Annotated in this window: 12 protein-coding genes; 4 read left to right on the top strand and 8 right to left on the bottom strand. The window is 60.8% G+C overall.

All coding sequences use genetic code 11. The annotated features are described in order from the left end of the window. Positions 1 to 330: 330 nt before the first annotated feature. Positions 331 to 1,371 (top strand): alpha/beta fold hydrolase, encoded by a 1,041-nt coding sequence (locus ACZIRK_RS11215; protein ID WP_130230894.1) that lies wholly within the window; start codon positions 331 to 333, stop codon positions 1,369 to 1,371. A 445-nt stretch (positions 1,372 to 1,816) separates the two neighbouring features. Here the strand turns inward: ACZIRK_RS11215 and ACZIRK_RS11210 are convergent, their stop codons facing one another. Beyond that, entirely contained in the window at positions 1,817 to 2,722 is a 906-nt protein-coding gene (locus ACZIRK_RS11210) for a hypothetical protein (protein WP_474417852.1), read from the bottom strand. A 447-nt stretch (positions 2,723 to 3,169) separates the two neighbouring features. On the opposite strand from ACZIRK_RS11210, the gene ACZIRK_RS11205 reads away from it, so the two are divergent. Further along, positions 3,170 to 3,640, top strand: coding sequence for an aminoacyl-tRNA deacylase (locus ACZIRK_RS11205; RefSeq protein ID WP_028165041.1), 471 nt, complete (start codon positions 3,170 to 3,172; stop codon positions 3,638 to 3,640). Between the two features lie 52 nt (positions 3,641 to 3,692). After that, positions 3,693 to 4,115: a CBS domain-containing protein gene (locus tag ACZIRK_RS11200; RefSeq protein ID WP_130230890.1), complete on the top strand. Its 423-nt coding sequence runs from the start codon at positions 3,693 to 3,695 to the stop codon at positions 4,113 to 4,115. Positions 4,116 to 5,149: 1,034 nt separating this feature from the next. Here the strand turns inward: ACZIRK_RS11200 and ACZIRK_RS11195 are convergent. Both ACZIRK_RS11195 and ACZIRK_RS11190 read right to left on the bottom strand, forming a co-directional pair. Then, positions 5,150 to 6,043 carry an NAD(P)/FAD-dependent oxidoreductase gene (locus ACZIRK_RS11195; protein WP_130230886.1) on the bottom strand — a complete coding sequence of 298 codons (894 nt, stop codon included), beginning with the start codon at positions 6,041 to 6,043 and terminating at the stop codon, positions 5,150 to 5,152. A gap of 426 nt (positions 6,044 to 6,469) precedes the next feature. After that, positions 6,470 to 7,753: an extracellular catalytic domain type 1 short-chain-length polyhydroxyalkanoate depolymerase gene (locus ACZIRK_RS11190; RefSeq protein ID WP_463327363.1), complete on the bottom strand. Its 1,284-nt coding sequence runs from the start codon at positions 7,751 to 7,753 to the stop codon at positions 6,470 to 6,472. Positions 7,754 to 8,403: 650 nt separating this feature from the next. Here ACZIRK_RS11190 and ACZIRK_RS11185 point away from each other — a divergent pair. Further along, positions 8,404 to 8,670 carry a hypothetical protein gene (locus tag ACZIRK_RS11185; RefSeq protein ID WP_463327362.1) on the top strand — a complete coding sequence of 89 codons (267 nt, stop codon included), beginning with the start codon at positions 8,404 to 8,406 and terminating at the stop codon, positions 8,668 to 8,670. 347 nt (positions 8,671 to 9,017) lie between these two features. Here the strand turns inward: ACZIRK_RS11185 and ACZIRK_RS11180 are convergent, their stop codons facing one another. The 5 genes from ACZIRK_RS11180 to ACZIRK_RS11160 form a co-directional block, all read right to left on the bottom strand. Next, positions 9,018 to 9,854 carry a universal stress protein gene (locus tag ACZIRK_RS11180; protein ID WP_463327361.1) on the bottom strand — a complete coding sequence of 279 codons (837 nt, stop codon included), beginning with the start codon at positions 9,852 to 9,854 and terminating at the stop codon, positions 9,018 to 9,020. Between the two features lie 77 nt (positions 9,855 to 9,931). Beyond that, on the bottom strand, positions 9,932 to 11,023 hold the full coding sequence (locus ACZIRK_RS11175; RefSeq protein WP_028168695.1) for an ABC transporter ATP-binding protein: 1,092 nt from the start codon (positions 11,021 to 11,023) through the stop codon (positions 9,932 to 9,934). A 15-nt stretch (positions 11,024 to 11,038) separates the two neighbouring features. Then, a complete protein-coding gene (locus ACZIRK_RS11170; protein ID WP_130230223.1) occupies positions 11,039 to 11,890 on the bottom strand; it encodes a carbohydrate ABC transporter permease in 852 nt (283 codons plus the stop codon). Further along, complete coding sequence (locus ACZIRK_RS11165) at positions 11,890 to 12,831, bottom strand: carbohydrate ABC transporter permease (protein ID WP_028168693.1); 942 nt, start codon at positions 12,829 to 12,831, stop codon at positions 11,890 to 11,892. Before ACZIRK_RS11165 ends, ACZIRK_RS11170 begins: the two co-directional genes overlap by 1 nt. Positions 12,832 to 12,924: 93 nt before the next feature. Beyond that, positions 12,925 to 14,259 carry an ABC transporter substrate-binding protein gene (locus ACZIRK_RS11160; protein WP_130230221.1) on the bottom strand — a complete coding sequence of 445 codons (1,335 nt, stop codon included), beginning with the start codon at positions 14,257 to 14,259 and terminating at the stop codon, positions 12,925 to 12,927. Positions 14,260 to 14,516 lie beyond the last annotated feature (257 nt).

Here is a 14,516-nt window from a genome sequence, read left to right as displayed (position 1 = left end):
CGTGAGACGCGCGGAGTTAAATCACTGATTTGCCCGACGGCGAAAGCGGAATATTTTTCACGCGAGGGGTGGACAGACTTTCGGCTGATTTGCCCGTCGAGTTAATTTGTCGCACCGAAATCAACCACATCGTCATTGCGAGCGAAGCGAAGCAATCCATAGCGCCGCTTGTGGAGACCATGGATTGCTTCGCTCCGCTCGCAATGACGGCGTGAGCAGTCGGCCGATCTCCCGATCGATCACAAACAAATCATCGCAAGCCTTCTGGATAGCGTCACAGTGCTGCGTTAGTCCGAGGCCGCCTGACATTCCAATCCGCAGGATTGCCCGATGATCCGTTTTGCCACCCTGTTCGGTCTCGCATTGACCACCGTTGTGAGCCTGAGTTCACCGGCGCCCGCCGCCGATGACGGGCCGGCCTATGGTTCGGAATTGCAGGGCTTCGAATACCCCTTCCCGGTTGATCGCTACCGGTTCTCGTCGCAGGGCCAGGACCTGGAGATGGCTTATCTCGACGTCAAACCGTCGAACCCGAACGGCCGCACCGTCGTGATGCTGCATGGAAAGAATTTCTGTGCCGCCACCTGGGAAGGCTCGATCAAGGCGCTGACGGCGGCCGGCTATCGGGTGATCGCGCCCGACCAGATCGGGTTCTGCAAATCCAGCAAGCCCGAGCGCTATCAGTTCACGTTCCACCAGCTCGCGGGCAACACCCGCGCGCTATTGGCGTCACTCGGCATCGAGCGTTCGGTGATCATGGGCCATTCGACCGGCGGCTTGCTGGCGATGCGCTACGCGCTGATGTATCCGGCGGCCGTCGATCAGCTCGTGCTGGTCGATCCGATCGGGCTGGAGGACTGGGCAGCCAAGGGCGTGCCGTGGCTCAGCCTCGACGGCTGGAACGAACGCGAGAAGCGCGTGACCGCCGACACCATTCGCGCCTACGAGCGCGCGACTTATTATGCCAACACCTGGGACGCGTCATACGAACCCTGGGTGCAGATGCTGGCCGGCATGTATCGCGGTCCCGGACGCGAGGCGGTGGCATCGAGTTCGGCGCGGCTCTACGACATGATCGCGACCCAGCCGGTGTTCTACGAATTCGAGCGCATCACCGCGCCAGTGCTGCTCCTGATCGGCGACAAAGACACCACCGCCATCGGCAAGGACCTCGCGCCGCCGGACGTTCGCCCCAAGCTCGGCAATTATCCCGTGCTCGGCAAGGAAGCCGCCAAGCGCTTCCCGCACGTGCAACTGATCGAATTCCCCGATCTCGGCCATGCGCCGCAGATCCAGGCGCCGACTCGATTCCACGAGGCGGTGCTTGGGTGGCTGCAGCATCCGGAGACGGGGGCGATGGTGACGAAGTAACGGGAAGCAGGATTGGCGCTGGTCAGCGAGCCATCGCGCTTCACTGGATGCACCACCAGCGTTCGCGCGAGGTTGTCAGCTCATTATGCCGAAAGCGGCACATGGCTATAAAGCCGAGGCGCCGAAGGTCCGTCGCGAGCGAGACCGCTTCAATCGGAAGAGCCGAACGGCGATCTCTTCTACTCACCGTCGTCCGTATAGCTGCACACCCAGACGCCCTTCTCGGGATCCCAATGGCAATATCGCGCCGGCTGACCGCTCCGCGCGAGGCTGACCAAGACCATCCGGGTTTTTGCAGCTTCGCTCAGACCCCTCAATGGATTTTTCACGTCGGTTTGTTTCGTGTAGCCGAGGCGCCTTGCCGCTCTGGGGCTCCGCGGGATCGGCGGTTGATGGTCCGTACGATTGTCAGGCATCGAAGGTCTCCGCTGGCTAGGTTAACCGCTCATTTGAGAGATTCACTTACGGCAAGTCCTATCTGCGCCGCGAGGTGAGCGTTCTCGGCCGGCGTCGAGAGCTGTCGGTTTCGCGCGACTCTCGTGTTATTGCGCGCGTGACTTGCCGTGGCCGTACTGGAAACACCTTCGGCCAGGGGTCCGAACGTTATCGTGAGGTCTTGCGTCCGATCTCGTCCCGCCGAAAGAAACGTTCCGGACGTGTTGGCGGTGAACTCGACGAGCTTCCATGCGGGCGTAGCGCTTCCGTTCGAGACGATCTCGAACTTGACTTCGTGCTGGATGACGTTCGTGGCGCTCTTGCTGTTTTGATAGGGGATGATGTTGGTGAGGTTCGGCAACAAGGCCGCATGGAGCCAGTCATAGAGCTTCAAATCGCTCTCGATGAATAAAGTCGCCTTGGGCGGCTGGTCGTCGATGCATGGAAGGTTCATGGAGGGGTAGCCACTGGCCAATTCCTCCACCGTGAAGAACATGTTGAGTTTATCCGTGCGCGTCGCGGTCGAGTTCAAGCTGCCTCCGAGCCCCGCCACGAACGACTGCGAGTTGCTCCAACTCCTGATGAACGAGACCCCCGGCGACACGCCGCTACTTTCGGCGACGTTCAAATTCAGGGTGACCTGAACGCCCCACCCGTGCTCGAACCATTCGAGGTGTTGGATTTGAATAGGTGGAGCGGCGGGGTCGGGCTTGTAAACCACCGGACGGTGCTTGTCCTCATAAAGAACCCTCTGCACCGCTCGCCGAAGTTCGCAGAGGACCTGGGACGAGATCTGCTCGACCTTGTCCGCGGCATCCTTAGGCGTTCCCCAGAATTCCTGAATGTCGGGCACCACTGTCCCGCATCCGGCGAGAACAATGCCGATCAGAGGCGCAAAACGGCCCTTCGTTGACAAAGTATGCCCCCGTTCGAAATGAACACGCTGAAATTTCTCATAAGGCTAGTCGAAGAAAGCTTGATCCAATTACGATCCAGCCCCGCCCGCAATACCTATGGTTGCATCATAAGCCGAATTGTTTCTTGTGTTGCGAGAGGATCACAACCCAACCGCGTTTTTCGCGACTTCTGCACCGGGCCAGAGCGATCGAGAATTGGGCCAAGAACGCTGCCTTATCGGTGATACGTACGCCGCGACGATCGCCTGTTGGTGGCAAAGACAGAGAGCATACCAACGCCAATCTGGAAGCGTTGCATCGCACCCCGGTCACTGACGAAGAATTGCGGCTGGCGGATGGAAGGAATATGTTGGCCTTATAAATGACGCAGCCGCCCATCGTAAGGCGAGGCTCGGCAGGAAGACCTTACGGCGGATGGTTTGCCTACCCGCACCGGAGGTCACGTCATGTCCATCGCTCCCACACTGCAAAAATACCTCGCCGCTGAAAACATCCAATACGAGGAGATCCAGCACGAGCCGAGCATGTCGTCCACTCGCACGGCCGAAGCATGCCATATCTCGGGCGACCGTCTTGCCAAAGGCATCGTGCTGCGACGCGACGGCGAATATATCCTCGCCGTCGTGCCGGCATCGCACCACCTCCGCCTGTCGGAACTGCGGGCGACACTCGGTGATCATGTCGATATGGCGAATGAAGCCGAAATCAATCGACTGTTCCGCGACTGCGCACTCGGCGCCGTTCCGGCCATTGGCAAGTGCTATGGGCTCGATATTATTGTCGACGATAGCATCGAGACACAGCCGGAAATCTATATGGAAGCCGGCGATCACGAGACCCTGCTTCATCTCACGCATGAGCAGTTTGCGCGCCTGACGGCGAACGCACCGCATGGGCGCTTTAGCGCGCACGACTGAGGATTGGTCGCGCGCATCAAGTGCACCTGAAATCCAGCAATGGAGGTCCGCCATGAAAGTCAAAGACGTGATGCACAAGGGCGTCGACTGGGTCAGCCCCGACACCCCCGTCACCGAACTCGCGAAATTGATGCGGGGGCACGACATCGGCTGCATTCCGATCGGAGAGGACGATCGGCTGATCGGGATGGTGACCGACCGCGATATCGTCTGCAAAGGGCTTGCGAGCAACGACTTCGATGCGCGTCGCGCGACGGCGCGCGATGTCATGACCGAAGGCATCCATTGCTGCCGCGAGGACGATGACCTCGCAAAGGCGATGCATCACATGGAGAAGCTGCAGGTCCGCAGGCTGCCGGTGATCAACAAGAGCAAGCGGATGGTCGGCATCCTCAGTCTCGGCGATGTCAGCCATTCCACGTCTGGCGACAATCTCCTGTCCGAATGCGTCAGGAGCGTCTCGGCTCATCACTGAGGCGTGGCCAGCGTGACAACCGCCAAGCCGCCGCCAAAGGCTGGAGGTGCGGCAGCGTCTTGCTTTGACCGGGGAGTGGTGCCCAGGGAGGGAATCACGGGGTCCGCGCGAGCTCCGGTCCACAATCGCGGATTGGGCGGACAAGTTGTGGACCTGTAGCCCAGGGATTTAGCTCCGATTTCTATCGCCCCCCACAGTGGCGAAGTGGCACCATATCGTTGCTTTGACACGTGCAGCGTAGTTGCGGGCCGCCCTGCTCAACGACCGTATGGTACGCCAAGCCTCCGTGGCTTCTAACCAAGCTTTCGCTTGCTGGAACCTGACATAGACCCAAGCAAATGCGGGGATCTTCATTAATTTGTCTCGGGTGAGACTGAATAGACGCTCTACCAGCACGAGCTTTAACAGCTCGCCCGTGATCAATGTTAAAGCGCTGCTCAGAAACTGCCCCGTCGCGGCTAGATATGCGGCGAGAGGCTTAACAGGTTCCAGAAGAATCACAGGAACTGAAAAGAGTGCAAGCGATGGGTAAGGCGGTAACGACCTGATCCAAGCCCGTAGTCGTCTCAACGGAACGTGGTCAGCGATCCAGTTTGAGATCGGCTTGGCCAGCGCCAAAAACGCCGCATCCACCAGGAAATACACGGCGGCGAAGACGTAAGTAACCGGCCTAAGGATTCTGTTCACAGTCGACCTCTGCGAATCAGACGATCTTCGCAAAGCAAAGTCGGGAACGCTAAAATAGTTTCTTACCAGCAACCGGTTATTCTACCCAGGCCAGGAGCTTTTCACGTGTCCTTTCCAATGGAGGCGCCCTCTTCTGCTCGCTCGCGTTCGGATCTTCGTCCTATTGTTTGTTCGACGGGCAGTTCCTTTACCTGCGCGATCGGTCGCCGAAACTGGACCGAGGAAAATCACTGGCCGCTCTCAGGACTCCCCTTGCCGCTCAGGCTCGGCCTAGCCGTGCTCGGCGGGTCAATGGATGACGGCCGAGACAGTCATCACGATCCGGCAACGTTTCTAGGCGGTGGCGACTACACGTAGTTCGGTGGCAGTGTATTGTGGATGTGGCATGCCGCTACCGCAGCATGACCCAGTGCGACCGATATCTGGTGCAGGTCACTGACGACGTCACCAATTCCGTACAGTCCCTGGACCGTGCTCTGCTGTTTTTGGTCCACGATCAGAAACCCTTCCGCCGTATGATCCGCGCCCACCGCAAGTGACAGGGCGGATCGGACCTCGCTGCCCATCGCAGGATAGATAACATCGAACCCGACTGAGGTGCCATCGATCAGCCGAGCCGCTAATCGACCATCGACTTTTTTAAGCTGAGCGAGTGGCGCAGTGGTGGCAATTGTTGCCTGCTTCAGCTTCATCTCCAGCCCGTCCTCACGCGCGTCATCGGTCGGAACGAGGACTACATCAGTGGTGAAAGTACGAAGGAAAAGCGCCTTGCTCGCTGCATGCGCAAGCGGGCCGATCACCCCTATCCTTTTCGCGCGCGCCTCGAACGCGTCGCATATCGGACAATAGCGCAGCAGACCTTCCTCTACCGCGCTGGCCCAATCCTTCATCGGAGGCTGCCGATCGACGATACCGGTCGCGAGAACGACTTTCGACACCAGGATATTCGCGCGACCGACCGTGGCAGTAAAGCCGCTGCCGGCTCGCGCAAGTGCCTCGACCTTGCCGTCGATCAGCCGAACACCGAGCGCGGCCACCTGCTCTCTCATGCGCGCAAGCAATTCGGCACCGGAAATTCCGTGTGCGAATCCCGGAAAATTGTGGCTTTTCGGAATCAGTGCCGCCCGAGACTCACCGGAATCGACAACCAGAACCTTTCGCTCGAATCGCGCAAGGTAGATCGCGGACACGAGACCCGCTGGCCCGGCACCGATAACCAAGACCTCAACATCTTCAGGCATCTGCGATTAACCCGTTCGCACCGATGAGGTTCTTACACGCTGGAGAATTGGTTTTCAGGAACGGCCTCAAGCCTGGGCCGTTTACCAACTGCCTGAAGCAGACAGTTGAAGAGGCCTTACCGGCGAACCCCAGCCCGTTCGAGGAGGAGCGTGCCGAGGGCTCGCATGACATCGCCGAGGGATGGCTCAAGAAACAATAGCGCCACAAACAGCCGCCAGTTGTCGCCAACTGACGCTTTCGGTCGCCGAATACACAAACATTTGCGGCGCCTGGATCCAGAGCTGCAGTTCACGAGCGCGACCACAATATCCGGTCTGCCCCGGACAGCCGATATGATGACGGATTCAAACGTTATTCGGCTCAGGGCCAATTGGCGACCACGCCCGACCCGTCAATCCACGACAAGAGCGAGCGCCGACGTCGGATTAACGCGGCACCAGTCCGGCGGCCTTCAGGGCCGCCGTGATGATCGGGCCAGGTGCAACGCGCGGCGGCGTGCCGGGCAGCGCGATGGGAAACTCCGGAACCGGGAGACCTGCGGCTTTAAAGGCCGCCGCGATGATGGTGTTGGGGTCGAGCGGCGGACGCATCTGCTGGGCTCGATCATTAGCAGTTGAGGCGCCGCCTGAACCGTGCGTGCCCTCGGCACCTGCTGCAGCAATGAGCAGGGCGTGGTCATCAGTTGGCATCTGAATGGTGGCTGACGTCGGCGCGGCACGGGGCATTTCAACCGGAGATTCATGCAAACCCCAGAAGCGAGAGATGTGATGCGTAGAGGAAATTCCCACATCCAGGAAAAATGCACCGGCAAAGCTGCAACTCTCTTCCATCTTCGTCGCGATTGGCACACCGTGGCCCATGCCGCGGATGGAAAACGCCTCGATCAGTGGCTCACCATTTGCGTCGCTCCATACGCGCCGATTGTGGCTCTCGAGGAATTCTTGATGCGAGGGGCTGTCCGAAAGCCCATGCACGCTGGTCCATTGCCGAATAATGTCTTCACCGTTGGACGGCTTCACGATCGGGTCGCGGGAGCCATGCCATACCGAGATCTTCGGCCACGGCCCGGAATGTCTGGATGCTGCCCGCACGCGATCGCCAAGCGCCTGCGTGGCATGTCCGTGCTCGGTAAACATGGCCTCAAATGCTTGTTGAACGTTGCTGGCGCATCCATAGGGCAACCCGGCGATGATGGCGCCGCCGGCAATAACCTCTGGATAGGTCGCGAGCATAACAGAAGCCATAGCGCCACCGGCAGAGAGGCCGGTCACGAATACTTTGCCCCGATCGCCCGCAAATCTCATCAGGGCATGCTCGATCATTTCCCTGATCGAAAGCGCCTCGCCATGACCGCGCGCGATGTCGCCCGGCAAGAACCACGAGAAACAATTCTTCGGATTGTTGGTGGGCTGCTGCTGCGGATAGACGACCGCGAAGCCGAGCCTATCGGCGAGCGATGACCAGCCGGTACCGTGATCATACTCGGCGGAGGTTTGGGTGCAGCCATGTAGCGCGATGACCACGGGCCTATTGGGCGGAAGGTCCTCAGGCGCGTAGGCAAACATACGGAGATTGCCGGGATTTGCTCCAAACCCGGTCAGTTCTCGCAGCCGTGTCGGGCGGCGGGCGGGCGCCCCGCGAATGGACGCCGCGTTCTTTCTGGCCGCCGCAAGAAGACCTTCGAATTTACTGCGAAACTCCTCGCGCATCGGTGCACACCTATGCCAATCACAGGAGATTGTGTGCACCGCAACATTGCAGGCGTCGGAAGCAGAGTCAAGACCGCGGCCGCCAGCTCGCCATCCCGAGCAGACTACGAAAGCCTCAGATCGCCGCTTGCGACACGCGGTCGAAGAAATACAGCCGCTCGGGATTCAGCGCGAGGCGAAGCCGGTCGTGGACTTTCGCTTTGACGATCGGCTCCGAGGCAGAACCACGAACGACCCTCCTCGCTGTTGGTGCGACTAGCCGCTTTGATAGCTTTGACGAAGCCTTCCGGTGTTGGTCGTGCGGTCCACGCTGGCGTAAGCAGGCCAGCCTTGCACGCCCATATTGATCTTGGCATTGATCTTGGCCCAACGGGTCGCGCCAGCAACGGGATGCTTCGCTATGCGCCTATCACCACCACCCGCTGTTCCAGCCCACCCCTACGCTCGGGCCAAATCCCACGCTCACGCCCCATCCTGGGCGCGCGCCCCATCCCCACCCCGGGCTCGCGCCCCATCCCCACCCCGGGCTCGCGCCCCAGCCCCATCCTGGGCTCGCGCCCCACGCCGGGCCCGCAGACCACGCCGGTCGTGGGCTCCAGGCATAGGCGCCGCGCCATCCCGGACCCCACGCCCGGCGCGGAGCCCAAGCGTTGGCGCTGCGCCATCCCGGACGCGACACGCGGCGCGGATTCCAAGCGTGGGCGGCACGCCATCGCGGACCCGAGTGCCGGGCGCTGTGGCGCGGGCCGCTGGTCCAGCGCGCCTGCTGGATCCTTGAAGTTTGCAAGACGATCTCGTTCGCCTTTGTGATCCGATTTGGCATTGCGGAAGCCGCCGTCGAGGTGAGAGCGACACCACCAAGCGCGGCGAAGGCAACAGCAGCAATTTTCAGTCTCATGGATGATCTCCTTCCTTGAGACTACCGAAACGTGTTGCTCGTTCGGTTGTTGCTAAAAGCGCGAGCAGAAGTTTCGATTTGAGCTGCGAAGTTCCCTCCGGCAGCCGCCTAGCGCCTCGAAACGGTGTCCCAGCTCTCGCCGAATGTCGGTTGAGGGTCCAGATGCTGACGTTAAGTGCCGCCGGATCCTTGCCTTCGATCTGCATCTGAAAAGCGGGCGGTGGCGGCTCCAGCGGCCGGGTTCAAGAGCTGTCGATCGGCCCGCTGCAGCGCAACAAGGCGATGAAGCTTCAGACGCAACCTTTCGATGAAAGACTTGGATTTCGCAGACTTGGATTTTCGCAGAGTGGATCGATGCGTTTCCTTCTAGTGCGATAAGAGTACGGGAATTTCGATCCTCCCGTTGAAGACGTCTCGCGTTGCGCTGCCGAGCATCAGCTCGCGCTCGAATCCATGTGCGAACGCGCCCATCACCAGCAGATCCGCGTCTGCTTGCTGCGCATGGGCCAGAAGGGTCGCGCCAATGTTCAGGGTCTCACGCTGGATCGTGCTGAATTTGGCATCAACCTGCCACCGCGCCAGATAGCGGCAGAGTGCGTGTCCGGAATGAGGTATCGGAAACAGCTTGTCGTCAATGACCGATACGACGAGCACCTCACGCGCCTGAGCGAGAAGGGGCAAGGCGTCGTGCACTGCACGAACTGCCGAGCGTGTTCCGTCCCATGCAACGACAATCCGGTCTTTTGCGAGCACAGGGGTGTTTGGTGGCACGAAGACAATTGGCCGACCGCTCGCAAACAGGGCGGCCTCGACCAGTTCTTTGCGAGGCGCATCAAGTGGTCCGCGCACATCGATCACCAGGACGTCGTGCACCTGGGTGCAATGGATCATTCGTTCGCGAAGCGAGACGGACTGGTTTTCGGCCAGCAGAATGTCACACGATACGTTTGCAGCCGTCGCAGCGGACTGAACAAGCTCCGCCGTTTGTGCCACCCGTTCACTTGACGTTGCTGACCTGGCGGCAGGACTCCCGACTTGCCGAATGTCCGGTTCAGGCAGCGAGTCGCGGAGGTCGGTCTCCACATCTGCAATCAATGCAGATAGATGCGCGCCATACATGCGAGCCAGGGCGATCGCACAATGCGCTCCGCTCGAGAGGTCATCTCTGCGCGACGGAGACAGGAAAACGAGTACGTCCTTCATGTTTCACCACCAGCCTGTCAAAGGCGATCCGGCGAATAGTCCTTACAACCCAGCAGTGTACGAGGTGGCACACAACATCAGATTGCCGCTTGCGACACGCGGTCGAAGAAGTACAGCCGGTCAGGATTCAGCGCGAGGCGAAGGCGGTCGTGGACCTTCGCTTTGACGGTCGGTTCGACTGCGGCCACCATCGTGTTGGGACCGACCCTGACGTCGAGAAGAATCTGGGAGCCGAGCTTCTCGATGACCTCGACCACGGCGTCGAAGCTGAGATCCGCCTCCTCGCTGCCGGATGCGACGCGCAGATCCTCCGGCCGGATGCCGAGCGTGACATTCTCTCCGACATGCGGCCGGAGCCGGCCCGCGATGGCGGCCGGCAGCTTGATGCGGATGCCTTCATGGCGGGCCCAGAGGGCACCCTCGGTATCAGCCATTTCCACCGTCGCGAAGTTCATGGCTGGCGAGCCGATGAAGCCTGCGACGAAACGGTTGGCGGGCTCGTTGTAGAGTTCCAGCGGTTCGCCCACCTGCTGAACGAGACCATCCTTCATGACGACCACGCGATCGCCGAGCGTCATCGCTTCGACCTGGTCGTGGGTGACGTAGATCGCGGTGGTGCCGAGGCGGACGTGGATCTTTTTGATCTCCACCCGCATCTGGATGCGCAGCTTGGCGTCGAGGTTCGACAGCGGCTCGTCGAACAGGAACACCTGCGGATGCCGAACGATGGCGCGGCCCAAGGCGACGCGCTGCCGCTGGCCGCCGGAGAGCTGCCGCGGCTTGCGTTGCAACTGTTCCTCTATGCCGAGGATTTCGGCTGCGGCCTTCACTCGGTTAGATATCTCGGTGCGATCGAACCCGCGCATCTTCAGGCCGAACGCCATGTTGTCGTAGACGCTCATGTGCGGATAAAGGGCGTAGTTCTGGAACACCATGGCGATGTCGCGGTCCATCGGCGGCAGCTCGTTGACAATGCGGTCACCGATCATGATCTCGCCCGAAGTGATCGATTCGAGCCCGGCCACCATGCGGAGCGTCGTGGTTTTGCCGCAGCCCGAGGGACCGACGAGCACCACGAATTCCTTGTCGTGGATATCAAGATTGACATCCTTGACGGCATGGACTCCGTCAAACCTCTTGTTCAAGCTCCGTATGATGACCCGAGACATGGCTCACCCTTTGCCTCACCCTTTGACGGACCCGGTGATGCCGGCGACGTAGTACTCGACGAAGAAGGAATAGATCAGCGCCACCGGCACCGAACCGAGCAGGGCGCCGGCCATCAGCGAGCCCCAGTAGAATACGTCGCCGCGGACCAGCTCCGAGGTGATGCCGACGGAGACCGTCTTCTGCTCCGGCGAGGACAGGAAGACGAGGGCATAGATGAACTCGTTCCACGACAGCGTGAAGGCGAAGATTCCGGCCGAGAGGATGCCGGGCACGGCGACCGGAAAGACGATGTAGACCATCGCTTGCCAGCGGGTCGCGCCGTCGATGCGCGCGCATTCCTCGAGCTCGCGCGGGATCGCCTTGAAGTAGCCCATCAGCAACCAGGTGCAGAACGGGATGAGGAAGGTGGGGTATGTGAGAACGAGCGCCCATGGCGTATCGCCGAGGCGGAAGTTGCGGATGATATCGGCGAGCGGAATGAACAGCAGCGTCTGCGGCACCAGATAGGTGATGAAGATTCCAGTGCCGAGGCTGCCGGCGAACGGAAATTTGAGCCGGGAGAGCGCGTAGCCGGCGAGGAGCCCGCAGAACAGCGAGATCAATGTGGCAAGCACCGAGATGAAGAAGGTGTTCAGCATCCACCTGTTGAACAGCGTCTCGTTGAGGAGATACCGGATATGGTCAAGGGTCGGATTGAGCGTCCAGAACGGCGTGTAGTTCGGCGCCATCCAGGGACGATAGAGCTCGGCGTCCGGCCGCACCGTCGTCACCATCATCCAATAGAACGGGAACAGCAGCCCGATCACGAACAGCGCGAGCGGGAGATTGAAGAAGACCCAACGACGCCAGCGCGCGCCCTCTATCATCAGAGTGTCTCCACGCGTCGGATGTAGAGGAGCTGCACGACGACGACGACGAGCAACACCGGGAACATGGCGAGCGATATCGCCGCGCCCTCGCCCAACAGACCCGTGCCGACGCCGATCTGATAGGCGTAGGTGGCGAAGAGCTGCGTGGCGTTGGCCGGTCCGCCGCCGGTCAGGATGTAGACGAGCTGGAAATCGGCGAATGTCTGGATCACCGAGAACAGCACCACAACCATGGTGACGGGCAGCAGCAAGGGCCAGGTGATGTAGCGGAAGCGCTGCCAGGGCCGCGCTCCGTCAATCGCGGCCGCCTCGGCGAGCTCCGGACTGATGGTCTGCAATCCGGCGAGCAGGCTGATTGCGTAAAACGGCACGCCGCGCCAGACATTGACGATCATCACCGAGATCAGGGCAAGTTGAGGGTCGCCGAGCCAATTGATGCGGGTGCGGATGATGCCGAGGTGAAAGAGCGTCCAGTTGATGACGCTGAAAGTCGGATCGAACATCCACTTCCACGCGAAGGTCGAGAGCACGGTCGGGATGATGAAGGGCAACAGGATGAAGGCCCGGGTCAGGGCCTTTGCCCGAAAGTGGCGGTTGAGCAGCAGAGCAAGCCACAAGCCGAGCGCCAGCTTGAAGACGGTCGTCACCGCCGTGTAGAGGATGGTGTTCCAGACCGCGATGCGGAAGATACTGTCGTTCATCAGCACCGCGAAGTTCTGCAGTCCGACGAAGTTTCCGGGCACGCCGACCTTGGCGTCGGTCACGGCCAGCAGCACACCCTTGACGAAGGGATAGGCGATGAAGAGGCCGAGCAATACCGCGGTCGGCAGCAGCAGAAAGAACGCGAACCAGCGCTCGTTCTCAAGAACTCGCGTAACCGGCCCGCGGCGCGGCGCGGCCACATAGGGTTTGGCGGCGGCGACATAGTCGACGGCCATCGCGCGATTCTCCGAGCGACTGCCAGAGCACTGCGGCCGCGGGCCACAGCACCGAGGCGAGAGAGCAAAACCTAGCGCGCGGAAGAAGCGGCTTCAAGCGCCATAAATCCTCGCCACCTCATCGTGCGCCCATTTCACCGCGTCTTGCGGCGGCATGCCCTGTATCGCCTTTGCGGTCATGTCAACCATGATGTACTTGCTCAGCACCTCGGCTGCGCGCCGATCGGCCGGACCGGCGTAGCCGGGGAAACGCCCGGCCCGCGCCGCGGTGCGGAATGGCAGCATCACGGGGTCGTTGTCCCAGAGCTTGTCCTGCTCCCAAACCGTGGTGGCCCCGACGGAATAGCCCTGCTGCGAGTCGAACCACGCCTGATAGACCGGCTTGGAGGTGATCCAGCGCAGGAACTCCTTGCCGGGCTTTGGGTCCTTCACATACTTCATCAGCATGTTGGACATCGGCAGGTGATAGCCGAACTGACCGGCGGCGCCCTTGGGCAGCGGCGAGTGCAGGATGTCCTGCCAGAGCGGGGTGCCGGTTTCAGTCAGATAGACCTGGGGCTTGCGCTTGGCCTCGATATAGATCGAGGCGCCGTTCAGCGTGGAGCTGATCGTGCCTGCGAGGAAGGCCCGGTTGTTGCTGGTATCGTCCCAGGCGAGCCCACCCTCGTCATAGGCGTCGTTCCAGAAGCCGACGGCGAAGTTGACGGAATCGACCGTTGCTTTGGAGTTCAGCGTCACCGTCTTGCCGTCCGCTTCGACCTCCTTGCCGCCCCATGACCAAAGATACGGATAGGCATAGGTCGGCGGGTCGCCGAAGCTGTGGCCGACCGTCTGCCCCAGCGGCCGGCCCTTCGCCTTCAGCTTCTTGCCAGCCTCGCGATATTCCTCCCAGGTTTGCGGGAACTTCGGCGCCTCGTACCCGATCTCCGCGAACCAGGACTTGCGGTACGCCAGTTGCGCGCCGAGCACGCACCAGGGGACCGCAATCCATTTCTTGCCGTCGTTGGCAACGACGCGTGATTCCTCGTAGAAGCCGCCCTGCGCCTGGCCGATCTCCTCCGCCACATCGCTGACGTCGACGACGCTCTCGGGATAGAGCTGCGCCCAGTTGTTGAGCGCGCAGATCACGTCGGGACCGGTGCCGGACTGAATCGCGGAGGTGGTGCGTGCCTGGATGTCGTTGCCGTTGATCATCTCGATGTTGAGCTTGATGCCGAGCGCCTTGGCGCATTCGGGAACGATCACCTTGCGGAGCAACTCGTCCGAGGCAGGAACGAAATCGTTCCAGCGCAGCCAGTGAATCGTCGTTGCCTGTGCGTAGGCGGGCGCCTGCTTCAGGGCAATGATTGACGCCAGTCCCCCAGTCCTCGCCGCAACTGCACCACCGCCGGAAAGCTTCAGAAGCTTACGCCGACTTATGCGAGCCATGATCTGTCCTCCCTGTTATTTCGTTAAGTTGAATTCTCCTCTTTGCATGCAGACGTCACCCAAGAGACGTTACCGAAAATACTTGGGCGTAAAGAATACTTGGGCGCGAAGAACTGGAGATATTAGCACGCCTGCGCAATTTCGATATCGGCGAGATGGGCGGAAGCTCGCCCGAACCGGCATTAAGCCGGGATGGCGGCGGCTCTGCCGCGCAGTCTTCCGCACTGCACCGTTCCGGCAATCCATGCGTCAGCGCA

This window comes from Bradyrhizobium sp. Leo114 (genome assembly GCF_055229415.2).
Note: the sequence above shows the minus strand (reverse complement) of the source record. Positions and strands in the feature narration are given on the sequence as shown.

Bases quoted from the DNA above. Each gene is read 5' to 3' on its own strand.
- ACZIRK_RS11215 (WP_130230894.1), top strand. From the start codon at position 331: ATGATCCGTTTTGCCACCCTGTTCGGTCTCGCATTGACCACCGTTGTG.
- ACZIRK_RS11205 (WP_028165041.1), top strand. From the start codon at position 3,170: ATGTCCATCGCTCCCACACTGCAAAAATACCTCGCCGCTGAAAACATC.
- ACZIRK_RS11200 (WP_130230890.1), top strand. From the start codon at position 3,693: ATGAAAGTCAAAGACGTGATGCACAAGGGCGTCGACTGGGTCAGCCCC.
- ACZIRK_RS11195 (WP_130230886.1), bottom strand. From the start codon at position 6,043: ATGCCTGAAGATGTTGAGGTCTTGGTTATCGGTGCCGGGCCAGCGGGT.
- ACZIRK_RS11190 (WP_463327363.1), bottom strand. From the start codon at position 7,753: ATGCGCGAGGAGTTTCGCAGTAAATTCGAAGGTCTTCTTGCGGCGGCC.
- ACZIRK_RS11180 (WP_463327361.1), bottom strand. From the start codon at position 9,854: ATGAAGGACGTACTCGTTTTCCTGTCTCCGTCGCGCAGAGATGACCTC.
- ACZIRK_RS11175 (WP_028168695.1), bottom strand. From the start codon at position 11,023: ATGTCTCGGGTCATCATACGGAGCTTGAACAAGAGGTTTGACGGAGTC.
- ACZIRK_RS11170 (WP_130230223.1), bottom strand. From the start codon at position 11,890: ATGATAGAGGGCGCGCGCTGGCGTCGTTGGGTCTTCTTCAATCTCCCG.
- ACZIRK_RS11165 (WP_028168693.1), bottom strand. From the start codon at position 12,831: ATGGCCGTCGACTATGTCGCCGCCGCCAAACCCTATGTGGCCGCGCCG.
- ACZIRK_RS11160 (WP_130230221.1), bottom strand. From the start codon at position 14,259: ATGGCTCGCATAAGTCGGCGTAAGCTTCTGAAGCTTTCCGGCGGTGGT.